The 24460-nt window shown below is 50.7% G+C and carries 21 protein-coding genes; 8 read left to right on the forward strand and 13 right to left on the reverse strand.

Annotation, left to right across the window (positions count from 1 at the left end; genetic code table 11):
• Positions 1-21: 21 nt before the first annotated feature.
• From S7335_RS25405 to S7335_RS25435, 7 genes are all read right to left on the reverse strand, one after another.
• Complete coding sequence (locus S7335_RS25405; protein ID WP_006458968.1) at positions 22-780, reverse strand: hypothetical protein; 759 nt, start codon at positions 778-780, stop codon at positions 22-24.
• Positions 781-1357: 577 nt separating this feature from the next.
• Entirely contained in the window at positions 1358-3124 is a 1767-nt protein-coding gene (locus S7335_RS25410; protein ID WP_006458963.1) for a hypothetical protein, read from the reverse strand.
• A gap of 54 nt (positions 3125-3178) precedes the next feature.
• Positions 3179-4057 carry a hypothetical protein gene (locus S7335_RS25415; RefSeq protein WP_006458984.1) on the reverse strand — a complete coding sequence of 293 codons (879 nt, stop codon included), beginning with the start codon at positions 4055-4057 and terminating at the stop codon, positions 3179-3181.
• A 50-nt stretch (positions 4058-4107) separates the two neighbouring features.
• Positions 4108-4557: a hypothetical protein gene (locus S7335_RS25420; protein ID WP_006458955.1), complete on the reverse strand. Its 450-nt coding sequence runs from the start codon at positions 4555-4557 to the stop codon at positions 4108-4110.
• 68 nt (positions 4558-4625) lie between these two features.
• Positions 4626-5381: a hypothetical protein gene (locus tag S7335_RS25425; protein ID WP_006458985.1), complete on the reverse strand. Its 756-nt coding sequence runs from the start codon at positions 5379-5381 to the stop codon at positions 4626-4628.
• 113 nt (positions 5382-5494) lie between these two features.
• On the reverse strand, positions 5495-5815 hold the full coding sequence (locus S7335_RS25430) for a hypothetical protein (RefSeq protein WP_006458960.1): 321 nt from the start codon (positions 5813-5815) through the stop codon (positions 5495-5497).
• A complete protein-coding gene (locus S7335_RS25435) occupies positions 5815-6807 on the reverse strand; it encodes a hypothetical protein (RefSeq protein WP_006458972.1) in 993 nt (330 codons plus the stop codon). The genes S7335_RS25430 and S7335_RS25435 overlap by 1 nt, the downstream gene beginning before the upstream one ends.
• 317 nt (positions 6808-7124) lie before the next feature.
• Between S7335_RS25435 and S7335_RS25440 the strand changes: the two genes are divergently transcribed.
• The 3 genes from S7335_RS25440 (at position 7125) to S7335_RS25450 (ending at position 11499) form a co-directional block, all read left to right on the forward strand.
• Positions 7125-7334 (forward strand): hypothetical protein, encoded by a 210-nt coding sequence (locus S7335_RS25440; protein ID WP_006458980.1) that lies wholly within the window; start codon positions 7125-7127, stop codon positions 7332-7334.
• Between the two features lie 235 nt (positions 7335-7569).
• Positions 7570-10767 (forward strand): plasmid replication protein, CyRepA1 family, encoded by a 3198-nt coding sequence (locus S7335_RS25445; RefSeq protein WP_050766066.1) that lies wholly within the window; start codon positions 7570-7572, stop codon positions 10765-10767.
• A gap of 138 nt (positions 10768-10905) precedes the next feature.
• Positions 10906-11499 (forward strand): Uma2 family endonuclease, encoded by a 594-nt coding sequence (locus S7335_RS25450; protein ID WP_006458962.1) that lies wholly within the window; start codon positions 10906-10908, stop codon positions 11497-11499.
• An 86-nt stretch (positions 11500-11585) separates the two neighbouring features.
• On the opposite strand, the gene S7335_RS25455 is transcribed toward S7335_RS25450, so the two are convergent.
• The 3 genes from S7335_RS25455 to S7335_RS25465 all read right to left on the reverse strand — a co-directional run bounded on the left by S7335_RS25455 (position 11586) and on the right by S7335_RS25465 (position 13537).
• A complete protein-coding gene (locus tag S7335_RS25455; protein WP_006458978.1) occupies positions 11586-12392 on the reverse strand; it encodes a hypothetical protein in 807 nt (268 codons plus the stop codon).
• Positions 12393-12644: 252 nt separating this feature from the next.
• The gene (locus S7335_RS25460) at positions 12645-12914 is read right to left on the reverse strand and encodes a hypothetical protein (protein WP_006458967.1); all 270 of its coding nucleotides are present in this window, start codon (positions 12912-12914) and stop codon (positions 12645-12647) included.
• Positions 12911-13537 (reverse strand): ParA family protein, encoded by a 627-nt coding sequence (locus S7335_RS25465; protein WP_006458966.1) that lies wholly within the window; start codon positions 13535-13537, stop codon positions 12911-12913. Before S7335_RS25465 ends, S7335_RS25460 begins: the two co-directional genes overlap by 4 nt.
• Before the next feature lie 386 nt (positions 13538-13923).
• Between S7335_RS25465 and S7335_RS25470 the strand changes: the two genes are divergently transcribed.
• The 3 genes from S7335_RS25470 (at position 13924) to S7335_RS25480 (ending at position 18974) form a co-directional block, all read left to right on the forward strand.
• Positions 13924-16089 (forward strand): P-loop NTPase fold protein, encoded by a 2166-nt coding sequence (locus S7335_RS25470; protein ID WP_006458953.1) that lies wholly within the window; start codon positions 13924-13926, stop codon positions 16087-16089.
• 246 nt (positions 16090-16335) lie between these two features.
• Entirely contained in the window at positions 16336-17154 is an 819-nt protein-coding gene (locus tag S7335_RS25475) for a class I SAM-dependent methyltransferase (RefSeq protein ID WP_006458970.1), read from the forward strand.
• Between the two features lie 131 nt (positions 17155-17285).
• A complete protein-coding gene (locus S7335_RS25480; RefSeq protein WP_006458974.1) occupies positions 17286-18974 on the forward strand; it encodes a DUF4158 domain-containing protein in 1689 nt (562 codons plus the stop codon).
• Between the two features lie 663 nt (positions 18975-19637).
• Here the strand turns inward: S7335_RS25480 and S7335_RS25485 are convergent.
• Together S7335_RS25485 and S7335_RS28300 are read right to left on the reverse strand one after the other, a co-directional pair.
• Positions 19638-20132: a ribonuclease catalytic domain-containing protein gene (locus tag S7335_RS25485; protein ID WP_006458954.1), complete on the reverse strand. Its 495-nt coding sequence runs from the start codon at positions 20130-20132 to the stop codon at positions 19638-19640.
• A gap of 122 nt (positions 20133-20254) precedes the next feature.
• Positions 20255-20419 (reverse strand): hypothetical protein, encoded by a 165-nt coding sequence (locus tag S7335_RS28300; protein WP_006458959.1) that lies wholly within the window; start codon positions 20417-20419, stop codon positions 20255-20257.
• 1651 nt (positions 20420-22070) lie between these two features.
• Here S7335_RS28300 and S7335_RS27195 point away from each other — a divergent pair.
• A complete protein-coding gene (locus S7335_RS27195) occupies positions 22071-22376 on the forward strand; it encodes a type II toxin-antitoxin system HigB family toxin (protein WP_198011505.1) in 306 nt (101 codons plus the stop codon).
• Positions 22357-22785 carry a type II toxin-antitoxin system HigA family antitoxin gene (locus S7335_RS25500; RefSeq protein WP_038020460.1) on the forward strand — a complete coding sequence of 143 codons (429 nt, stop codon included), beginning with the start codon at positions 22357-22359 and terminating at the stop codon, positions 22783-22785. Before S7335_RS27195 ends, S7335_RS25500 begins: the two co-directional genes overlap by 20 nt.
• 584 nt (positions 22786-23369) lie before the next feature.
• On the opposite strand, the gene S7335_RS25510 is transcribed toward S7335_RS25500, so the two are convergent.
• Positions 23370-24191: an aminoglycoside 6-adenylyltransferase gene (locus S7335_RS25510; RefSeq protein WP_006458956.1), complete on the reverse strand. Its 822-nt coding sequence runs from the start codon at positions 24189-24191 to the stop codon at positions 23370-23372.
• Between the last annotated feature and the right edge of the window lie 269 nt (positions 24192-24460).

Consider the following 24460-nt stretch of genomic DNA (forward strand, 5'->3'; position numbering starts at 1 on the left):
AGAGCAGGTCTAACAACCCAATCAAGCACCAGGTGGAAGCAGTTTCGTGATCTCTTCCAGCTTCGGCAATAGATATTCATCGGCGTCGGCAACAAGCCCTAGCAATCCGCCAAACTTCAGCATCAAGCCTAGAAATTTTCGCCATTCAGTTTGCCTTTTGGCTTGAGGACTCAGTCCCATTGACTTCAACAAGGTTGCACCGATGTTGGCATTTATAACAAGGCGCAAACCCTCGCTACCTGAAACGCTGTAGTGGCGGATCGCCCTAACAACATCTTCTAAGTGAACTATGAGGTAGGACTTTAGATCTTCTTCTAAGTCGCTATTCAATACATCGTCGAGTAACGCTTTAGTTAAGTTCAGCAACTCAGTCAGATGTTCCTGACTCAGCGCTGCCTGTTTGACATCTCGGTCGATCGCATCAGCGGTCATAGATAACATCGCCATCATCGGTTTGCTCTGGAGGGTATTGCCTAAATTCCCCCATTGCGGACTGAAGAAGCCATACTTGCTGATTGTCGAACTCACAAAGTCGAGTGCCTGTAGGTATGGACTGTGATCATCGACGGGTAGCTGTTCTATTACTCGTCGGCTCTGTCTCAACAGGACATAAAATGCTTCTGCGTAGCCTGTTAATGCTGAATGGTCGTTCTTACGAATCTTGAAAGTCGATGCCCAGATATCACTGCTGGCTACTGTCCGATCCCTATGTGCGCTGGCAATTTCACAAGCTTTGGTAATGATCTGATGTAGACGTCTGACAGGATTATCGTGTGACATTCAGATAGATGAGAAAGAACATTTGCCCTAATCTATCGAAAGAAATACTATTTGAGGCTCGCAACGCGCGAGTTTGTTGCAGTCCTTTTCCAGTGAGGATATTGTCTCTTGCGTTAGGGATAGGAGCGGAATTGAGCACGGTTCTGAAGCCTTAGTTGAGCTTGGCGGCGGGGGGTTCGCAGCGAAGCGGAGAAACACCAGCCGCTTAGCGAACCTGGCTGAATGGCCTGCTCGATTGGTAGCGGATAGCCCGACCCGAAGGGGAACGCCCAACCCATCACGACTAAAACAGCTCAAGCTAGCTGCCATAGAGAGATGACTAGCAGCCGTACCAATCGTCGAAAAATCAGCCCTAGAAGAGCGACAGCCTCACCCATCAGACCAGTCATGACCAAGCAATGAGAAAGGGAAGCAGCGTAGTCGCTGCTTCCCTTTTCTGCTGTGGTTCACTTGTGGTCATTCCTGTGGTTCGTGGTTGTGGTCATCGCTGTAACCCTTATGTGGTCGTTGACCACAGCCTAACCACAGGGGTTTGTGGTCAACCACGAACCACAACCACAAGGGCCACAATCGTCAATCAAAGAGGTGATCGCTCATAGCTGTCGCCATCAATACGGGTGAGTAACTCGTACTCCACCAGCGTCTCGAAGATAGCTCTGAGGTCGTCTTCGCTGGCAAACAGCGGGCGTAGCTTCTTGTTCGCCCGTGCTTCTCTTGGAGTGAACTGCGTCTTACTGGTCACCTCGATCCACTCCATCACGGCGACCAGTCCGGGAATGGAGCTGTGCTGCTTGCATAGCTCCCACTGACTCGGCGCGGCGAGCGGCTCAACGGATGCAATCGGCGCGGTGGTCTCTGGGCAACCCCAGTTGCTAGGACTGGGCAGATCCGCATCGCAGTAACCAGGGCCAAGCTGGCCACCGGTCGCCATTCGGGGTTGACCAACTCTGAGAGTGAACGGCGATGGGTCGGGATAGCGCAGTAGGAATGTGTCTCTGCCTCGTAGCGAGATTTGCGCTAAACCCTGTTCTAGAATCTCTATCTTCAGCTCGCCCTGCGCTCGCATCTTCGCGGTGCCTTTCGCACCGCCTCTAGCCGTGTTCGTATCGCCATGCGCTACGGAGAAGGTTTGATAGCCCACCTTGCGAATGTCTGAGAGCGTCTCTTTGAGGAACTTACCCGCACCATCTACCTTATCCACCCAGTTGGTCTGCTCTTCTAGCACCAGCGCGACCGGCGCGGGCTTGTATCCAGCAAAGGTCGCTCGCTGCTGATAGCGTTCTTTCACGTCAGCGCTGAGGTTGGCCAACGCTTCACTGACGGCGGCGTAGTCCATGCCCGCACCAATCACGAGACACCCTGGCCATGCACCGGCCTGGTAGTGCGGATCGAGAACAATCTTGTCGCCTCTGAGTAGGCTCAGTAGGTATTCGATTAGCGTTGTTTTGCCTAAGCCCTGTGCGCCAATCACCGCGATCGCAGGATACGTATCTTGATCCTTCACCAACCCAAACACCGCCTGCCAGTCGGTGCGAACGCGATCGCCTACTGTCGTTTCATTAGGTGTATCAAATAAAGGGTCGGGTACTGCGGGCGCGATCACCTGACTGCTCGTCATCACATCAGGCGCGATCGCTTCGACTTCGACCGCGATCGCCTTCAGCTCATCGGACGCGATCAGCCCTGCTGCATGTTCCTGCTGTGCCCGTTGCCATTCACTCTCTATCGCTGCTCGCTGCTTCGCTTCTAGCTTCGTCGTATCGCCCTGTAGTAGCGCTCGCACATCGGGAGCTAGCTTTAGTGCGACTACTGGATTGCTGATCTGCTCATCTGAGATGGCATACTCCGAGGCTCTCACCGCACTATCGACAATGGCCGCAAAGCTGATGCCCTCCTGCGCGTTCTCAGCGGCAGCAATCAACAGATCAGCAGTGTGGGTCAGCAGGTAGTTAATCCGGCGTTCGCGCTGCGGTAGCCAATCAGTCGGGATGATCTCTACCGGCTCGGGTGCTATCGGGGCACCGCTGGCCATCAGCTGCGAGACCAGAACGCCGGGCACATAGGCAAACTGTTCAGCACTCACGGGCACACCCGGTAGCGGTAGGAAGTAGCCTAGCCGCTGCGATTGCAGTAGCTGCGAGATGCCGTAGAGCGTGGCACCGGCAGCACCGGCTATCAGCGCCACTTCTACAGCCAAGGGGGCGACCAGGACGGCACCGGCAGCGCAGCAGAGACCACCGGCTTGAGTCAGGGTGAACAGGGCTTTGTGCATCCCGCTAGCGGTGTCGATGTCGGCTAGCTTGTGTGAGATGGCGGCGTTAAGGGATTCTCTAGTGAAGGCCATGGGAAGAGATAGGGGATAGGGGATAGGGGATAGGGTCGTTGTAGTAGCAACGGTTTAGAGGTCGGGATCTATCTTCTGAGCGCTAAAGTCTGCGATCGCCCAGCACAACTCGGCCATGAACGTAGAAGCCAAACCGTAGATCCAGCGGGCAGTCTGGCCGAAGTTCGTACCGTCTAGGGCACCGTTGGCGACGAAGAACTCCCAGCCCCATCCGGCCAGCGCGACTAGGAACATGCCCCAGATAGCGGTGCGTCCGTAGTTGTTGGCTTTTCGCACTTCGCGTCTAGCCGGGGAGATTGCTTTCGGGTTCAGCTCTATCTTCGATATCCGGTTCAACCGGGCGGCGTACTCGCGCTGTTTGCCTAGCGGTACGGCGCGGGTGAAGAGTCCCTGTGTCGATGAGATCAGGATGGAGCCAAAGGCACCGACCCACCAGGCTAGGGCGAGTGTTGCAGAATTCCATACGGTGGGGCGCGTTGCGGGGTTCCATTGCGGACTAGCACCATTGGTGAACGGTAGGTCAGGTATCACCAAGCCAACTAACCACATGGCAAAGTTCACGACTTTGCTTAGCCACAGCAGCAGCGGTGGGAATAGGGCCATCGGACGGAAAGCAATCTCATCACGGCCTAAAGGGATGACAGTGGTGATGGTAGTCGCGTCTGGCTGCCAAGTCTGAAAACCAACGAAGTAGCTGTTGGCGCTGATCACTAGGCCGACTAAGGCGAGGCTGAGCCATAGGGCGACGGCGGGCGACATCTGTAGCCGAGGACTGGCAGCGCTGTTCTTGATGTCGGTGATGCGCCGTAGCAGGTCGCTGAAGCGCGGTAGGGCGTAGAGTACCAGTTCAATGAAGCTGTCTTGCGCCGGGGTGACCTGGGTCGGTGCTGGTGGGGTGCGGCGTGGCGGTGTCTTACGGGTGGTAGCGGCCATGATGTTCTTCCGTTTTGTTGTTGTTTGTTGTTCTGACTATTGCTTTGGAGCTAGTAGCCCAGACAGAGCGGCGCGTCTACGTTCTGAACAAAGCCGTTCGGCCCCATCGTGCCAATACAGACGGCAGTGTCGAGCTGCGGGCCGAGTAGGACGGGTACTTCGATTGCTCTGACACCTTTGACCTCATAGGTGACGCCGGGACTGTAGGCGGCATCGGTCACCCAGACCGGCGCGGCGTAGCCCCGTTTGAGCTGAGCGCGGCGCTGGCGCAGTTCGGCACGGCGGGCTAGCTGGGCTAGCCGGTCGCTCTGCGCTAGGCGGGTCTTGGCATCCTGCATGTAGACGGTGATGGCGGAACCACCGAGGCCAATGCCAACCAGCAGCGCAGTGGCTGAAAGGCCGAGGAACAGCGCGGCGAGCGACTGCGGTGGTTTGGCGCTCGGTAGGGTGGGCAGTGACGGGGGAGCGGATAGAACGGGTGGTGCGGTGGAGTCTTCCATAGGGATGTTGGGGCGATCTCTTTGTGGATCGCCTTTGTGAAAGGAATAGTAGGCAGTGCCAGTAGGATCTAGGCGTTGCTCGGCCAGTACTGCTCTGGCATCGGCTGCGTGCGGAAGGCCATCTCGTAGCGGGCTTGCTCTCGCCTGCCTTCGGGTAGGACTGCAACAGAAGACTCAATGGACTGCTGGTCTGATAGCCATAGCCGACTCCACTGTTCTTCGTACTCGGCGGCTTTGAGTTGGGCAATGGTCTCAGTGACTGCCGTTTCGTTCTCAGCAATCACCGTGTGGATTGGCAGTCCTAGTTCGTAGACCAGCGTGATGGCTGCCTCGGGGCTGTAGCCGCGTTCCATGTGCAGGCAGAACAGGCAGTCAGCGGCGGCGGTGCGGGCGTCGAAGTAGCCTCTATCTGAGGTCAGGTGGGCAAAGTCATCGTCACGGTGCCACCACTGCGCTGATTCGTTCGGCTCTTGGCACAGTCCCTGCCAGTACACGCCGGGCTGGTTCTCGTACTGGTAGAGGGCAAAGTGAACGCCGCTTTGATACGGACTACTCTCATCGAGTTCAAACGCACTCAGCGCGGCGGCGGGCGGTAGTTCGATTGAGCCCTCTTCTTCTGTACCGGAGTTGTAGAGGCTGCTCAGGTAGTCAATAGCGTCGGCACTGGCTTCTGCTTTGGTATCAAAGCCGTCTTCTGAGCAGTAGTCGTCGCCAAACTGGGGGCCGCAGCTGTACCAGTGCCAGTAGCCGTATAGCTCATGTAGGGTGAAGTCGTTGTTCTCGGTCGCCTGGTAGGGCGCTAGGCAACTTTCGCTAGGTGTCATAATTGTTCTGTTCCGTGGTTTGATTCGTTGTGGTTTCGGGCGATGGACGTTGGGCGAGCCCGTTGTTGTCGCAACGGCTCGCTTTTTACTGGGTTGAAATTCTGTTGTTTCTTCTACCAGTCGTCTGAGTTGTTCTCTAGTCCGCCTATCGTCGGGGCAGGTGTAGTGCTCGCAGCAGGCGGTGTAACAGTCACAGACGGCGGCTTGGGTGGATGAATAGAGACCGATGAGCGCTGTAGCAGTTCGTAGCTCAGCAGCAGCCGTCCTAGCGCTTGCATAGGGGAAGGAGCGATCTCTGTGAGGGCAGAAAGCACCGCTTTCTGTTCCTGCCACTCTTGAACAATGCGAGCGAGCAGCTCGGTGTTACTTTCCGCCCCTTGTCTGAGTGCTTCCCACTCTGCCTGCTCGACGCGGGCGCGGATCTGCACTCGCACTAGCGCACTCCTTTAAGCAGCTCGGCTGAGACTTCAGCTAGCGCTTCTAGGTTTGCCCACTGCGGATGCTTCAGCGCTTTACCGCCTACTACCTGCTCAATACCAGGCAGCTTCGCACCACCGCCTAAGATGAAGCGCGGGGCGCTGTCGCCGCCGATGAACGCGAGCGCTTCGGCCAAACTCGCAGATAGGTCACCTGCAATCTGCTCAGATATCTCTGAGCCATGCTTTTGGTCTAGCAGGTAGTTAATCACCTGCTGCGGGCTGGGCGTTTTGAGCTGGGCAGCGAGTGACTCCCGGCTGACAATACGGTCAGCAATGCCGTAGACGCCGCACTCATCGAACGGGCGACGATTGAGGATACGACCTGATGCCGATACTTGAGTGACTAGAACGGTACGGTTGCCGATGTCGATTAGGTAGGCGGATTCACCTTTGAGCTTAGAGCGCACGGCGGCAAAGGCTTGATAGCCTTCTAGCTGCGGGGTGGCGCTATGGATATGAATGGCAAAGCGCTGCGGTTTGCTGCCAATCACTTCCGCGTCAGCAGGCACTTCAACTGGATGGCGTCCGATGATTTGGGAGACGATAGCGGGGCCATAGCTTTTGACTGAGGGGGAGGTGAAGATTGCATCGGCGTGGATGTCTTCGGTGGTGCCGAACATCTGACGCAGGGCATGGAAGAGGAGCAGACGAGCGTTCTTCACTTTGCCGTCGGCGCTTTGGCCAGTGCGGGTGCAGGCGATAGTGGCGGCTGACTTACCAACTAGGTAGGGTTGGAGGCCATCAGCGGTGAGGACAGCAAGGCAGTCACTGTTGGCAGTAGGGGCCGTTGCAACGTGAGAAGGGAAGCGGCAGCGGACGAACTTATCGGTGCCGTTCATTTTGCCGAGTGCTTTAACATCACCATTGCCGAGGTCAATCAGGACAAGGGCTCTAGCGGTTGGAGTGGTGCAGTTTTTGACCTGTTTTACTTTGAGGGCTGAAATCATAGAATCACCTAAAAGGGTTGTGGCTACTGGAGTTGCTCAGTTGTGTCTCAATCTCATTGAAACTGAGCCAAAGGAGGCAAGCAGAGGACAAGACGTTAACGAGCGTTAAGTATCCTGTCCGCCGCTACACAGCCAACATTAACTCAGTTTTTAGACAAAACGCAGACAAAACGCAGACAATAAGCAGCTTGAATGGAGTAATTCGCTGACGATACGCATATCTTATTTGTCGCCGCTGCGTCAGTGTTTAGCAGCTAAGCTGTCTGTTTAATGCCTTTTTCGGCTAATCTTGGGGAGCAAAGATCGTGAAAGCGTCCATGAAGGTTCCAAAGAATCGACAAACTAGAGCAGCCGACGACGTGTGGATGGCTAGCGAAGCTGTTGCTCGTTGGTTTGGAATGACAACTGCAAGGGAGGGGCTAGAAATGGCGGTTCGTGATTACGCCTCTCAACTAGCCAAGACAGATACCACCTTTGCTCAGATTTGGGAGAAAGTTAAAGAGGAGGGTGTTGAAACCAAAAACTGACTGTTTAAAACCGCGAAACGACCTGAACCAAAAGGTTTAGGTCGTTTGTTGGCAAGCTAATCCTGAAGCCTTCAAAATCGAATAACTGTGTCTTCTTGGCGGGAGGTAACAGTTGTTGATTTTTCACCGAAGAGCAACAGGGCTCAAGCTCCCATTCGGGGGCGCATGAACCACTATGTTACCCGATTTTCTTGGGCTGCGTCAGCAGTCCAGCTATAGAGTTGATCTATGTTCTATGGAACACAGATCAGACAAGCCTTTCAGACATCTAAAAAGTTTCCAACAATTTGCTCAAAACTGCGATCACGCTGTTCTCTTAGAAAACTTTCCTACTCTACTTCCGTTAAACGACGCAGTCTTTCCTACCTGCCATCACACCAGCGACAGCCCTCCAGCACCGAGTCCCGACTGCTCACCCACCCCGGCCTACGTTCAAGAATGGCAAGCTAGCCACGTAGAGCCAGCCATCATCCGCGCCAACGTCCGCTACGCCGAAGATGACGCCGCCGTAGAGCTGCTCACCCGCCACGCCATCGAGCAGATGGGCGGTCACGCCGCTCAATACGCCACCACCGCCGTCATCAAACTACGCCAGCGCTACCACCACGCCCTAGCAGGCGGCTGGTGGGTCAGCGGCCTAGATCCGTTGAACGACTGGGCACCGATGGACTGGGGCCAGTTCAAACCCGAGAAGCCCCGTCAGCGCTGGAACGACCCCGAGAAGGTCATCAAGTACGAAGTCCCCGCCCAGCAAAGCACCCGCGCCCTCTTCCTAGACGGCAGCGAGATCAACTGGGCAGATGTCCAAACCGACATCACCATTCCCAGACTGTGGACAGAAGGAGCCAAGAAAGCAGGCGCTGCCCTCACACAAGGCTACGCCGCCATCGCCCTACCCGGTGTCTACAGCGGCTATCGCTCCAAAGATAAGCTCGGTAACCCCATCACACCACATCTGATTGCCGATGTCCTCGCCATCGCCCAACCCGGCAGCATCCACTATCTCGCCTTCGACCAGGACGAGAAACCCACCACTCGCCGTAACGTCGCGATCGCCCTCAGCCGCTTCAGCCAACTGCTGATCAGTGCAGGCGCTCACGTCCGCATCGTCCGCTGGAGTCCCAAACAGGGCAAAGGCATCGATGACCTAATCGCCAACCACGGCCCCGACGCCTTCCATACAGCCGTCGAGAAAGCGCTCACCTTCGAGGAATGGCAACTCTGGAACGCCCTCGATAACCGGCTAACTGTGACGCCGACCCTCAAACTAAAAACCCATGACCTGACAGTCCTCAGCCCCGAGTCCGTCCCTGATACCGGCATCATCGCCCTCGCCGCCGCCAAAGGCACCGGCAAAACCAACCTGATCAACGGTCTTGTTGCTGACCAGCCCAAAACTCTGCTCGCAGGCCATCGCATCAGCCTGATGCGTCACCTATGCGAACGCTGCGGCATCCACTATCGCGGCGACCTCGACCGGCAAGGCGGACGCTTCCTCACCGACAGCGCCTACACCCTGCGCGTTGGTACCTGCGTCGATAGCCTGCTCGCCATCGACCCCGATAGCTTCAAAGACTGTGACCTGGTACTCGATGAAGTCTGTCAGGTACTCAGACACCTGCTCACCTCCAGTACCTGCAACCAGCAGGGCAAACGCCCCGTCCTGCTAATGCGCTTTCGGCAGCTAATCAGAACCGCCAAGCGCGTCATCCTGGCCGACGCCGATCTAGACGACAGCGCCCTGCGCTACATCCAGCTGCTGCGCGGTGACGTAGACACGACTAAACCGTTCCTGATCCGCAACGACTACCAGGCCCCCGGCTATCCCGTCCGCTTCATCCAAGCGCCCGATAGCAGCGCCATCACCGGCGAACTGCTGCGCGATCTCAAAGACGGCCTGCGGCTCTACATCGCCACCGACTCCAAACGCGGTAGTAAGCGTATCCATCGCCTGATCAATGAACTTCAAAGCCAGCTACCCAACCTGCTGATCAACTCCGATACCAGCGGCGGCGAGACCGAACGCGCCTTCATGGAGAACCCAGACCAGCATCTGACCACAATCTCACTCCAGGCGGTCACTGCCTCCCCTAGTGCCGGTACGGGCCTTTCTATCGAAGGTGAGCACTTCGATAAGGTCTACGGCCTGTTCTACGGCGCTAGCTCTACCGATGCGGATATGGCTCAGGCACTCGGTAGAGTCAGAGCCCCGATACCGAGAGTGGTGTGGTGTGCCAAGTATGGCCGTAGCTTCTCCAAAGCAGGGCGTGAGACTAGCCCTAAGCAGCTCAGAAGCCTACTTAAACAGAAAACCCAGGCCAACACCCTGTTGATTCGCGCTAGCCTCTCTGAGGTCGGCTACAGCGGTCTGAGTAGCTACGACTGGGACAGCGACCCACATATTCACTACTGGTCGCAGATAGAAGCGCAGCGCAACCGTTCGATGTGGCATCTGAGGACAGCATTGAAAGTAAGACTGATGCACGAAGGTCATCAGGTAGAACCCGTAACCCTCGGCAAAGACCAGCAGGCCCATACCCTGCTCAAAGAAGCCAGGGACGATATGAAGGTAGAGCAGGCGATCTCGGTCGAAGCGGCGCACAACATCACGGCAGCAGAGGCTAAGCTACTCGACCAGATGGAGAGCTTAGAGCCCGAGCAGCAGCTGTCGTTGCAGAAGTACAAGCTAGCTGAGTTCTACTGTGTGCCGATTGAAGAGGTAGACGCCGATATGGTGTTTGCCGACAACCACGGCAGGCGGCGTGGGCAGTTGCTCAACCTAGAGCGGATGCTAGAGCCGGAGACGGCGACCGAGGCGGATGTCAGAGCGCTAGAACGACAGGGACAGTGGCAGCAGGGCTATACGCCTTGGGACTTATCGAATGCCACCCTGAAGCGTGAGATGAGAAAACGATTAGGTTTAGCGGCTTATCTGAAGCCGGGTAAGCAGTGGGACGGTGACTCACTGGCTGAGTTCAAGGCGACGGCGCTGAGGTATGCCCCGCAGATAAAGGCAGCGCTGAACTTCACGGTCAAGCCTGAAGTGAGTGCGGTACAGATTCTCAATCAGCTCTTAGAGCAAATGGGGCTGCTCTGCATTCAGTCTCGTTACAGAAGCAACGGTAAGCGAGTCAGAGTCTATCAGCTAGACCCGGTGTGCTATCAGCAGCAGCTAGCGATACTAGAGCGGCGTAAAGCTAGTCAAGAAAAGGCAACAGAAGAGGGGCCACCCCCGGCTACTAATCATTCAAGTAGGGGAGGGTGTCCCGTAGTTGAACACATACAAACAGGCAGATTAGAACAGTGGCGCTGGGGCACTTTGCCGAGTCCTTGGGTAATTCAAGCTGAGGTGGGTGAGCTGGTGACGATTCGAGATAGCAATGGGGAGACGTTCCTCGCTAGTCGGGCTGAGTTAGTGTCTTGGAATGACTGATAGCAAGTTAAGTTCGGCTGATCCAGCAGGCTCCTGATCCATCACCCTGCTCAGACTTGGGTGCAGTTGGCAGCCTTATCGAGTGAGGAATAGAATTATAGGGAGCTTCAACATCCATAGATGAGTAGGCCCAGGCTGATGATCTCAATTGCAACTAAGCGTCAACAGATTACCTTCAGCGAGTATCTATTGCGTCCCTATGACCGTAAGCGGACGGAATTAGTCAACGGAAGCATTATTGAGATGGCTGAGGCAAGTCCGCTGCATGTTTTGATTATTAAGCTGCTGCAACGCCTACTTGATGAGTACTTAGAAACATCTGGTTCAGACTTGGCAACTTATAGCGGCTGCGGTGTTGAAATACCTAGAGTAGATAGGGAGAGCAACACAAGAACACCTGACCTGGTGATCTGTCAGCAGCAGCAGTTCGAGGCGATGCTTGGGTTTACCAAGGCTATATTCTTACGAGGTAATCCACCCGCATTAGCCATTGAAGTCTCTAGCCCCAGCAATACTAGAACGGACACAGAAGATAAGCGTATAGAGTACGCGCTAGCAGGAGTATCCGAGTATTGGATTGTCAATCCTGTAGATGGCTACGTACTAACTCTGTCGCTCGCAGGCGAAAGCTATCAAGAGATAGGCACGTTCCATGGCGATGAAATAATCCGCTCACATCTACTGGCCAACTTCCATCCGACAGCCAGCGAACTGTTGAGAAAGTCTCCTTAGCTAACACTTTAGAGCCTAGATAAGCAGCTAGAGTATGCCTGGGCTCAAGTCCCTGAGCACACTGGGCCATTAAAGATTGTTAAGGCTCACCAGCGACTAGGAAACTGAGGATGCAGTTTGAATTTACGCACGGTTAATGTGATCGCTTCCCGGTGAGCCTCATCTAGAGAGTCAACGTACATCTGTACCACCATGTTCTCGCAGAACTTTACAGCTGCAATTCCCTCAGCCTCTGAGATGTAGTTTCGCGCAATCTTTGGATCGCCCGCCATCAGCGACCAATTCCGTTTCATCTCTACCGCTGATATGCCAAAAAGCCCTTCATAGATGCGATTGGTAAGCTTGCCATAGGTGGTGTTGTGAACTCCTAAGTCGCTTAGCAAGTCAGTATAGGTCTTACGGGTTGCTTTACCTGATTCGCGCTGTCTTAGCCACTGGGTAGTAGCTCGACTATCCTTCTGGCTATAGGTACCTTTAAAGGCGGCAAACGCTTCTGCGTAGAAACCTTTCACAGCGAACCAACGGACAAACTCAGTTATGTTCGATCTAGTGGGCTTTCGAGTCTTTCCTGGATTCAACAGCACATCCAAACTCAGCTCGAACCAGTCACTAACCTCAATCACCTTATAGTCGTTGTTGTCAGATCCACGGATTTGCATGACCCTAAACAGCTTGCCACCAGGGGTTTCTAGCTCTTCTGACCCGTCTTTTGATGACACCCTCACACGCCGGGTCAAAGTCGGCTGAGGGATACCAATATATCGGCTCGCTTGGCCGAAGCCTAGTCCGATTGAAGGGAGTCCCGGCCCTAAGCCATCCGGATCGATAACAATTGCATCAAACTCACGATCTTCATACACCACCGTGATCAGATCACCTGTTTCTACACTCATGGGAAATCACCTTATTTACTCAATCGTCTTGGCTTTGCCCCTTTTCTTAATGGGCTCGGCCAATGAGCCCATTGGCTAACCTGAGCCGAACGGTCGTATGCTCGTTTCACGCTGATCCAAGGGCACTTCAGACCTTCTCAACCCAGCACGGGGAGACCGTCTATATAGATGTCAGAGGAAGTTAGTAAGTTGGTAGATTAGTAAGTTGGTAAAGATAAACTTACTAATCTACCAACGAAATAAAACTGACAGCTACGCCCAGTCTTTTGGATCATCGCTAAACATTTCAAAGTCGCTAGGTGCCTTGCCGTAACGTTCTTCAAATAGCTGCTGTATCAACTCGCTTGCAGTCGTATTGTCTTCTCGGCATTTGAGCATCCACCAACGGCGGTCACGTCTATCGACTTTGGCTGCGAGATTAGTCTTTACGGGCGTCCTTTCTTCAGGTGCAGTAGTCGCGTTTGCCTTTGGCATGAACTTAGCAGGCTGCTTCTTATCCGGCTTCGCATCAGGTATCTTCATTGCTTCTCTCCTAAGAATTGGATGATCTCAGTTCCTAGATTGGCGTAGTCACGCCCCGGCAGTTTGTAACCACCCGTCAGACTGCGTACAGCACAACCTTCTAAAGCAGCTTTAGGAACACCTGCGCTACGACGTATCCAACTGTCAAAGACTTGATAACCACCACTAATCAACTCATCTCTCATCGTTTTGCCTTCTTTCGACGGTTTCGGCGGCACTGCTGATAGAAGGATACGGTAGTGGCTGATGCCTATCTTTTTGAGATCTGCGATCGCTTCTAGGGTCGGATCTAAATCATCTATAGATGGAGCCATCGGCAAGATTACTAAGTCAGCTCCATCAGCAAAATCAGACAACTCCTCACTGTGCGGTCTAGCTTGTGAATCGATCACTAAATATTCATATGATTTCTTCTGCAACTCATTAAGCGCACGTTGCTGACTCAGAATCTTAAACTCCAGAGCTTCACCTCTAGCCTTAAGCTTCGTAGCGGAGCGGTTGGGATCGCAATCTATCAACATGACGCTATGACTCTGGGTTTCTAACCAGTCAGCAACGTTGATAGCGGTCGAGGTCTTTCCTACACCCCCTTTGTAGTTGCATATCAATATCTGCTTGGTCATTACATATTTACCAACTTACATACTTACTAACTTTGGTAAATATAGCAGCGACGCGACAGCCATATCTAACTTATTGGTAAGTATGTAAGTTTATATTTACCAACTTACATACTTACCTACAGATGCTCTAAGAACGTCTTTCGCCTAGCTAACGGCGACACTTCTTCTAAGCGCTAGTGAATAGTACGCATCTACTACTCAAAAAACGACCATTTTTGGGACTGTAGCGGCACGACTAACTCAGACTATACATGCATATATTTGGGCTTTGAAGACTGCTCAGTCACTGGAGCAGAGTTTGTGCTCTACTCTGCTACCACTGTTAGAAAAATTGTCATTGGATTGAGAGTTGTATTAGCCTTACCAAGGTTTCTTCGCAATCACCTATGTCCAGCTCTTTTAATGACAGTCCCGTTCAAGATATTCAAGATGACCACTATGGTATTACCCCTTTCGCTAAATCTCTGGCTAAGAGCATAGTTCGTATAAAAGATCCAAGAGGTACGACAATTGCACTAAATGGTGCCTGGGGCTCTGGAAAAAGTAGCGTTATTAACTTACTCCGTGGCGAACTTGAGGATTTGAACGAAGAGACGTTAGTCGTATCAGAATTTAAGTGCTGGTGGTACAGAGGGGACGAGGCTTTGGCTTTGGCCTTCCTACAAAATCTGAACACTATTCTACGTGTCACTTTAGGAGATAAGGTTAAAGGCCTGATTCCTAGTATTGGACGCAATTTACTGCAAGCGGGTAAGGTATTAGGCTCCACTATTGCATTGACATCTCCAGGAATAATAGGTGCAGCTACAAGCACAGCACTGGACTTTGCAGAAAAGTTTTTTCCTCAAGAAGATACGCTAGAAACAACTTTCAGTAGACTGTCAGAAGCATTGGAGAAGGCAGATAGACGGTTCTTAATCATCATTGATGATATTGATAGGCTAGGTGCTGAAGAAGCAATAGCTATCTTCAGACTAGTGAAATCAGTTGGTCGATTGCCTAACGTTTTATATCTGCTTGCCTTTGATAGAACGCTAGTAGACAAAGCGGTCAATAAGCTATATCCATCTGAGGGAGCACACTTCCTTGAGAAGATTGTTCAAGCATCATTTGAGATGCCTGAACCATTACAGGCAGATCTCAACGTAGCAATCTCTAAAGCTATTGAAGAGGGATGTAGTACAGATGTTTATGATAACGAAAAGCGTCTCGTGAGCGCTTTCTACGATGTGATTGTACGTTACATCACTAGCCCACGGGATGTTGTCCGCTTTCGTAACACAATCAGTATAACTTGGCCTATGATCGCTGACGAAGTTGACCTAGCAGACTTCATTACTTTAGAAACTCTTCGACTGCACGAGCCAGAACTGTTCCAAGCTATCAGAACGAACAGAAATAAAGTTTGCACACTCATGAGTGGAGTCCAACCCAAAAGTGATAAAGATGATTCCTTACACGAACTCCTAGCTACTGTTGATGAGCCTCGTCGCGCAACAGCTGAGACTGCGTTAAAGATTCTATTTCCTCTACTGCGCTCCGTAGGATACGTTGGGTATGAACGTCGGTGGGATGAAGAACGATTAGTCTGTATCGATAAGCACTTTGACACTTACTTCCGACTGACTCTAAGTAATACATCTCTTTCTACTATAAAGATTCAACAGCTCATTGAGCGCGCTGATGACGTAGAGTTCATCAAAAAGACTTTTCTTGAAGCATACTCAACTGTCAGGAATACAGGTTCAACCATGGTTCCAGTCTTTCTTGATGAACTGATGACTCATGCAAGAAGGGTAGATAAATCAAAGGTCTCTCACCTCATATCAGCCTTATTCTCTATACATGACGAAATTAGCTCGCCAAATGATGACGAGGCAGTCACTAACTGGTTCGGTAACTCGACTACACTAAAATACCATTGGTTACTTGAGCGCCTTACAGAAAAGCGATTCTCTATAGACGAACGTACAGATCTCTATCTTTCTGCAATAGAATGCTCTTCGCTGGGTTGGACAGTTGACTTCGTAGCCTCGCTTATAGACGATTATCGGTCACAAGAAGAAGATAGACCCCAAAAACAAAGTGAATACCGTGTCAAGGAAGAAGCACTTCCTATGTTTGTGGAAAAGGCGCTAGCGCAGATTCACGAGGCTGCTGCTGACTTGTCACTTCTTCACTATGCCAATCTTTCAACTATTCTCCATAGATGGAAAAGCTTTTGCAATAATGACCTATCTGAAGTAAGACAGTGGACTGACCTTCTGATAGACAAAGATGAATTCGTTATCGTACTAGCAAAGGCTTTTACAGGATACGGTTTAGGTCATTCTGTAGATATATCTGGCCTCAACAACTATGTAGTAGACAAAATAACGCAGATTCAGATATACGAAAATACAGATGTAATCGACCAGATTGCCTTTAAAGATGCACTAGAGCGTATACTCAACCAGAAAAGACTAGACCAGCATTCACTAGACCTAGTTGAATCCTTCTTGAGAGCGTGGAATAAGAAGAAAACTAAGAGCAGTGAGACTGTGATGTCATAAGCTTTTACTTCTGAATTACCCCATCCGCACATCCTACAATAGAGCTTTGACAATATAGGAAAACATATGCTTCCAGCATCTAGTGCTTTTAAGAGCGCAGTACGGCGCAACTAGCCCGTTCTCGTGTATCTTTAACGAAGGTTTTTGAACTGGTTAATACGTACTAATTAAGAGCGTAGCAAAGACTATCTTGCTCCTAGAGTTAGAATTCACTCTGTAGACGAATGCAGAGAGTTTCTCCGACGTATGTCTCAGTACAAGCAGCATGTAATCGACTGTTTTAATCGACGAACAGCCTATGACTCGGAAGGGGCTATGCATCCTTACGAGGCAAACAAGATCATAGATTTTGCTCCTGACATCAGAGATGGTCAAACCGTTCTCGACCTGGCTACAGGTACTGGTTTAGTAGCAATCCTTGCCGCTAAGCAAGCCGCTCCTTCTGGTTCCGTAATTGGCGTCGATATATCTGCGGGAATGCTGTCTCAGGCCAAACGTAAAACAGAGAGTCTAGAAATAGGTAATCTAGAATTTGTTGAGGCGGATATTGAATCAATTAATTTTGAGCCAGAGCGGTTTGACGTTATTTTTTGCTGTTCAGCAATTATGTACGTTGGTGACATTCCTGCACTACTAAATAAGTGTCGCGATTGGCTTAGGCCTGGAGGATATATAGTATTCAGCACCTCCGCAATAACTGCCTACCGCGCAGATATTCAGATGAAGGTATACCGGGATTTATTCGATGTTGAATTCCCTCATATCCTGGCACCTCTTGGAACTCCCGGGAAATGCAAAAGAATGCTAGAGCAGGCTAACTTTCTAGATATTGAGATAGAAAGAGACCGTCAAGGTGAATATCTGCGTCAAGGTGAATATTCTGTAGATGTGCAATGGGCAGAAGACCATGTGTCGCCTCATGCTGATTCATTGATGAAATTAGCGACTACGCAGAGAGAAGAGCTACAGTCAGCTTATCAGCAAGCAACTAGCGAGCTGATGACAGCGAAAGGCTTCTGGAGTGACCGTAGTCTTCTATTTGTCAAAGCAAGAAAAGAAGTATAAGACTCCTTTTGTGTTTTAGGCCCTAAAGTAGCGAAGCTGCGAAATGGGGCCATTTAGTTCATTTGTACTCTTTTAGAACTATTCTTTAGCCCTGATATGTTTAGCGACAGTTAAACATAGAGGAAGCTGAAATGAAGCGACAGTGGGAACCAGAGGAGCTAATCGAGCAGTTTACGCTGATGCCATCAGAGCTAGCGCTGCTACCTGATGAGATCACTAACGCCGCCGCGCAAAATAGACTGGGCTTTGCCATCCTGCTCAAGTTCTTCCAAGTAGAAGGGCGATTCCCTCAGCACGCTGGCGAGGTGCCAAAAGCGATCACCGATTTCATTGCTCAGCAGCTGAGTCTATCGACAGAGGACTCCCGACAATACAAATGGTCAAGTCGAACGATGAAGCGGCATCGTGGTCAAATCCGAGCCTTCCTTGGCGTTGGACCGATGACTCAGAGTGATCAGCAAGAGCTGAAGCGCTGGCTGATAGAGGAGATCTTACCATTGGGCCTTTCTTTTGAAGCGCTCAAAGCGCAAGCTTACGGACAGCTACAGAAACTCAAAGTTGAGCCACCTGCGGCGAAAGAGCTAGAACGTCTACTGCGCTCTGCGGCCCGTCTGCATGAGCGCAGCTTCTGTAAACAGATCGCGGCTGAGCTATCGGCAAAGACCCGCGCCAGCATCAATGCCCTGCTGAACACTGAAAGCCCGCTAGAAGATGAAAGCAGCCAGTTCAGACAGTCGCAGTTGAGCTACCTGAAAACAGACCCAGGACGGCTAGGACTTAAAAGTCTGTTGAAAGAGATCGAGAAACTACAGCGCATCCATGAGCTAGAGCTGCCTTCGGCGCTATTCAACCAGGCGGTTCCTAAGCTGGTGCAACAATATCGCCGTCGGGCATCCACCGAACCGCCAAGAGAGCTGAGACGCCATCCACCAGCGATTCGTTACACCCTGGTCGCGGCGTTCTGCTGGCAGCGAGAACGAGAGATTATGGATGATCTAGTCACCTTGCTAATCCAAATCATTCATCGCCTGAGTATCAGCGCCGAACGGCGAGTTGAGCGCGAACTGATTGCTAGCTTCAAGCGGGTCAACCGCAAAGAGACCTTGCTATTGAAGATTGCGACTGCTTCTCTTAAACAACCAGAAGGCGCAGTAAGAGATGTTGTCTATCCGGTGGCCGACCCCGAGACATTACAGTCACTGATTGATGAGCAGAGTGCGGGCGAGACCTATCACGAGAAGGTGCATACTCGGATTCGAGCGTCCTATCTGCATCACTATCGGCGGATGGTGCCTGCCATCCTGGATGCTTTGAGCTTTCACTCTAATAATGAACAACATCAGCCTGTTGTCCAGGCTTTGGCGATTCTCAAACGCTATCAGGAGAGCAACCGTCGCTTCTATGACGCAGACGAAGCACTAGTAATTGAAGGCGTATTGCCCACTAACTGGCCAGAGCTGATCGGCGAAACCGATAGTGACGGGGAAGTCCGCATCAACCGGGTCAACTACGAGATCTGCGTGTTGCAAGCGCTGCGCGAGAAGCTCCGCGCTCGGGCGGTTTGGGTTGCCAGGGCCGGACGCTACGGCAATCCAGAACAGGATCTCCCCCACGACTTTGAGGCTCACCGCGAGGTCTACTACCAGGAACTCAGTCAGCCGCTAGAAGCAGAGGCGTTCATCCAACAGCTCCAGCAGACGATGCAAACAGAACTGAGCCAGCTGAACCAGGGAATGCCGAAGAACAAAGGGGTTCGCATTCAAACGCGCAAGAATGGCTGGATCTCGGGGGTTTTTGCACAACCCCTCGAAAAGGTATAGTCCACTCTGAGACAGTTGAGACTCAGGTGTTCTCCTTGTCCGCATTCTGCGATCACAGAGTATAGTTGATACTCTGAATACTCATGCTTATTCAGGTGTAAGCATTGGTTAATTCTAGCTTTACTGGCTAGCTTGATACAGCTACTTTTAGCTACCGTCTTTAGTCACATTCATGATCCTTCGATAGCCAACAACTGCATCAGCGGCGCATTCTTTTAGTCTGCTTCTAGCAAGTGCAACAGCTTCATCTGAATGCCAGAATACATACTGCTCAGCAGTCTGGCGAGAGCGTTAGGAGAGTTCCTTTGTGTTGACAGTAAGTTCTGACAACTTGAGGAAAGACACAATGAGAAAGCCTTTTCATGGCTGTGTGTTCGCACAGCCTAGCTACGTTTCCATACTGAAATATCAAACGAAATCATTGATAGATAGCACTCAGGTTTTATCAATACTTTGAAAGCACCAGTACGCGATCACATGAGACAAACGGCGCGTGTCCATGTCAATCAGTAAGCTACATCAAATAAAGCTAGCTCCATATCGAGCGCATTGGTATGCAAGGTGCAAAGCATTGCATGTCAATAAAGTAAAAGCTTGAATCCATTGCTGTGAAAGAGATTACGTGGCCATGCCAGGAACGAGTCTCAATTGTCCCATTGTGGACTATACCTTTTTGAGGGTTAGTGCAAAAACCCCCTCGTAGGAAAAGCGTTTGGCGCTGACTATCCAGGACTCGTAGATCTCGGTGGTCTGGATCTCGGCTTGGTGGTTCAGGCTGACTTGGATGGTGAGGGTAGGACGCGGCTGGCCTTCTAGCAGGCTGAGCTTATCTTCGGATAGGGCAGGCGGCAGCATCGGTAGGTTGCCGCGACTCAGGTAGTGGGTACAGGTGCGGGCGATGGCGACTTTGTCTAAGACAGTGCCAGCGGTGACTAGCTCTGATACGTCAGCGATATGGATAGCGGCGATCGCACCCGTGGGGGTGGCTTCCAAGTAGATGGCATCATCGAGGTCTTTGGAGGTGGGGCCGTCGATGGTGACTCCCTGCACCTGGGGGCGTTGCCATAGGCGCTCGGGGAGGCTCAGCGCTGCGGCCTGGTCGCTTGCCTGTAACCAGACTTTGTTCAACGCTTGGGTAGGACGGGTAGACGTTGACATGCTCAGGAGTCAAACCGATGGAGTGGAACGGTACAGGAATAGCTGCTTAGCGGGCTACCTGGTGAATCTTAGCTTGCCAGAGTTTCACGCCTACTGCCGACGGTTTGGCCAGCTGCTACGTCTTAGTGAGTATCTACCAGTTCATCGGCTGGAACTGATTCATCAGGCGGGTTCAGTAGGCCAAAGAAAGCTTGGCGGTCGTTCTCTTTAATTACCGCATACTCCTGCTTCTCAAACAGTAAGAGCAGCCAGACTTCAACAACTTCTGGAAGTTTGAAGACGTTCATCTCAGATACCAATGATTGTTCATTAGACTCCTTCAAGGGTATCACCACTCACAGCAAGCGATCAGTAAGGTCTAGACAGCTGCTACAGTAGGCGGTTCCTGTGTGGTCTACTATCGGGATGCTGAACTGCGATCTCATTGTTCCACGGCACTCCTCTTATTCAAAGACTAGCAACCGCTAATTTAACCCCCGTTTTTGGGACAGATTAGACCCATAAACTCCAGTGCTAACAGGCGAGCACGAAGCCCGAGCAGCAGTACTTCTAACAGCAAGGAAAACGACCATTTCTGGAACTGTAGCAGCACGAGAATTCAGAGCTTTGACTTCAAATAAGTGCAAATGTTTGGCTTATGCTAAAAGTCCGACTAAACGTCTATGGGCTAGTGCATGCAAGCGGTTGGAAGCCTCAGCCGACACAGGCCATGCACGCACCCCGTACAGCAGTTCGTATTGACCCGTGCATAGAAGCCAAGAGATTCTAGCTGATAAGCTCATGAATTTTAGATTCTATTATCGAGTTTTTGGGAGCTTCAGCCATTGTTGATTCTAGACAGTAATTTTTGATGAGCATGAATGCTTAGAGGGCGCTGAAGGTGGGCAGAACTTCGTGAGGTACTTTGCTTAGCTAACTGTGCGCCCCCCATCAAAGGTGATTGAGATGAAAAAGGTTGCTAGCGGATGAAAGCTTTGCTACTGTTATCAGTGACAGCGAGTTCGCTAAAAGCGAACTCCCGCATACTCCCTCTAAATAGTGGCAACAGGTCTTTCAGTTGAGAGACCGAAGTGCTCGTTAAGCAGAAAGTTGAGGTCGAACACTAGCTTATGGTTTATGCGCTCTACGAACGTACAGTGCCGTCAGTCACTGATTTGATATTCATCTGTGCCGAAAAGTCTGTTATGAGAATTGAATTAGCTCGGAAAAATTATTGGAGCACGATAGTGGCTCTAAGGAGATGTGCTTATGAGCTAGCGTGCAATACAGCACGCGATCACACGGATAATAAACACGCTAATGACAAACCAGGGCCTTTCCTGGTTTACATAAAGACTCTAGCTAACCTAAGAACTCATAGGAGGTGTAGTCGTTATGTAAAACAAAATTTCAAGAACAAAGAGATTGAATTCGATGGAAGAGGAAATCGCTATGTAAAGCATGGACCAACGGCAGCAGAGCAGATGACCAGAAGGCTAGAGCCTCCTCTAGTTCTGAGAGATATGAGCCCAAGCAGACAGGAACCTAGTACTCATATTGTGTCAAACCTGTGTATGATGCACGACTTACACAAGAGGGTCAGCATTATGGTTAATGTTGTATAGGAGATACGGTCATCCTGGACTCATATCGCAAACATGTAGAAGAGAGAGCAGCTTTAAGTGTGCCTCCTTTGCCATTAGATGAAGAGATAATTTTATTTCTTCTTACTGATGAGATAGGGTTACAGGTCTCTTCAAAGAGGCCTTCCTTTTTCCTTTACCAATACCTCGCTGCCAAGAGGTCTGCATTGAGATTGTTCGTGGTGTCTTATAGAAATTTGCTACGTCGCAATAAGCGTCGAAGCGATTTTTGTTCGCATCACGAACTCTCTCTTACAACTTGTGATGCGTTAGGCACCCAATAGTCTTGATGCTCCTCGCAAGGATTGCCCTCGGTATGCCTTGTGTGAAGGAGATTTTCATGCGCGTCAGTAAGTGCTATGTCATTCACGAGTTCTTAGAAGACCATCCTGAGGCTGAGCGATCGCTTCAGCTATGGCACAAAATTGTGTCCTGTGGATGCTGGAAAAACCTAAAGGAACTAAGCCAAACCTTTCCTGAATCAAAAAGAGTTGGAAAACTCACTACTTTCAGCATAGGCAACGGTAGATTTCTTGTTTCAGCAACCATAGATTACAGGGGGCAACGACTGTTTATCCGCAATGTACTTAGGTCTGCGGGTCATGAAGAACAGCAACCTTAAGACTAAAGGACGAAGCTACCAGGAGCTTCTGGTAGCTTTTCATCCTAAGGTCATCAAATCCAAATCAGGGTTAGACGCCACTGTAGAGGTGGTTGAATCGTTGATGAATAAGGAAGAGCTAACAACCGATGAGAAGGACTACAAAGAACTACTCATTATGCTGATAGATGATTACGAGGAGAAGAAATTCTCCATTTCAGACATCTACGGAGTTGAGCTGCTCAAGGGACTGATGAAAGAGCGAGGTCTTCGTCAGAAAGATCTGGTTCACATCTTTAAGACGAAATCGGTAGTTTCTGAGATATTAAGCGGTCAGCGAGAGCTGACCCCGCAGTATACTAGGAGGCTGGCCGAATACTTCAACATCCCAGATTCCGCATTCTATCCTCTCCAAACCCATGATATTTAAGGAGAGTATCTACAAACGATGGGCCAACAACTTTTCTGGTCGTTGGCCCTATTTCTAAAGGAGAACGACTCATGTGGAGTACAGCTATCGATACCTTTCTATACGCCTGTAAGTTTGTGCTCGAATACTTCTTAGAAAGGTCTCTTGACCGAATGACTAGACAGATTTCTAAACAACGGACTATGCACTCACTTCAGCCTCGTAGCCATAATTCTATGCCTGACATATATGGTGTAGTGGCGCTAAAGGCTCTCATTGAGGAGAACGACTTACGCCGTAGGGATCTTTCTGACATTTTTGAGACGAGAGCAAACTGCTCTGAAGTGCTAGCTGGCAGGCAGCCGCTAACCATTCAAAATGTTCAGAAAATATGTGACAGGTTTCATATCTCGCCTTTAGTATTTTTCCCAAGATAGTCTGCTGACACAGAGTGATGCCTAAACCTTTTTACACGAAGACGAAGACGGATAAGGAGATATTATCTAATAATCTCATTATCTAGACCTTTCTATACCCTCGGGAAATATGTCTCATTGCGTGTCTCAAAACTCCTTTATCAAAACATCTTAGAGGCAATAAGACCCTTAGCCTACTAACTGTTTTGTGACAAGCTCTACCGCATAAGTATCGTTCTCCAACGGCCTCTGTAGATCAAAACAACTGTGCAGTTCGGATATCTGATCTGAAAGTACCTTGCTGAGCTCGATAGTCACAGCTTCGAGTGTGATCGCTTCGAGTGGTGCATACGATGGTGCCAACGCAGCTCTAAGTCGCTCGCTGATTCGATGCTCTATCTTGAAGTCGGCCACGGTAACAGGCTCAAACGAACAAAGCCAGTCTTCCATCTGAATCATGTATGAGCGTAGACTGTCTAGCAAAGACTGCGCGTAGAATAACTCCCCACGCTTTGCTTTACGAATGGCTTCGTGAGCACAGGCTAGCGCCTTACTAATCACTCGGCTGACTTCTATAGTCTCTGGTGGTGGAAACGTCAGTAGCGCAGACTGATTGAGCAGCTCTTGTACTTGTCCAGTGCGATCAAAGAGAATATCAGTGTCAAACCTAAGAAAAGGTGAGGGCTGTAGCGTCTCTACATTCCAGTAGAAAACATCAATCTTGAGAAAGGAGCGAAAGTGCGATACACAGTGCTGCGTTCCACTACGCCACTCGTTGAACAGCCAATCACCCCAGAGTGCAGGCATATCGAACTTTTCGATGATGAGACGTTCTTGCCCCGCAGGTGTAGCAACCACTCTCAGATCGATATCAGAGTAGGCATCTGCCGAACCATTAGGAATTGAGCCAGCGACAAAAGCGCCTACTACATCTTGCTGTTTAGAGAAGTAAGCTGATACGCGCTGAAGAAGCTGGTCTCGTTCTAGAACTAGCTGCTGTTGTGAGATCATAGATACTTCTGTGCTAAACAGACGCGAAATTCTTAGATCGAACTATACTTTTTCCCTGTTTGACTATTTGCATAGGGCACAACTAGACAAACTAAGTCAATTCTCAAATACGACACAAGAACAGGTAAGAACAAGAGAGTGATGATGTCTTCAACAGACCTATCCAACCGCTGCCACGCCTTCAACCCCATGCAGATCAGAACTTAGACCTTCTCTGATAATTGAGCCTTCAGAGTATTAAGATTGATGCCATAGTGCTCGAACATCTC

Origin of the sequence: Synechococcus sp. PCC 7335 (assembly GCF_000155595.1) — a bacterium.
Taxonomy (GTDB): domain Bacteria; phylum Cyanobacteriota; class Cyanobacteriia; order Phormidesmidales; family Phormidesmidaceae; genus Phormidesmis.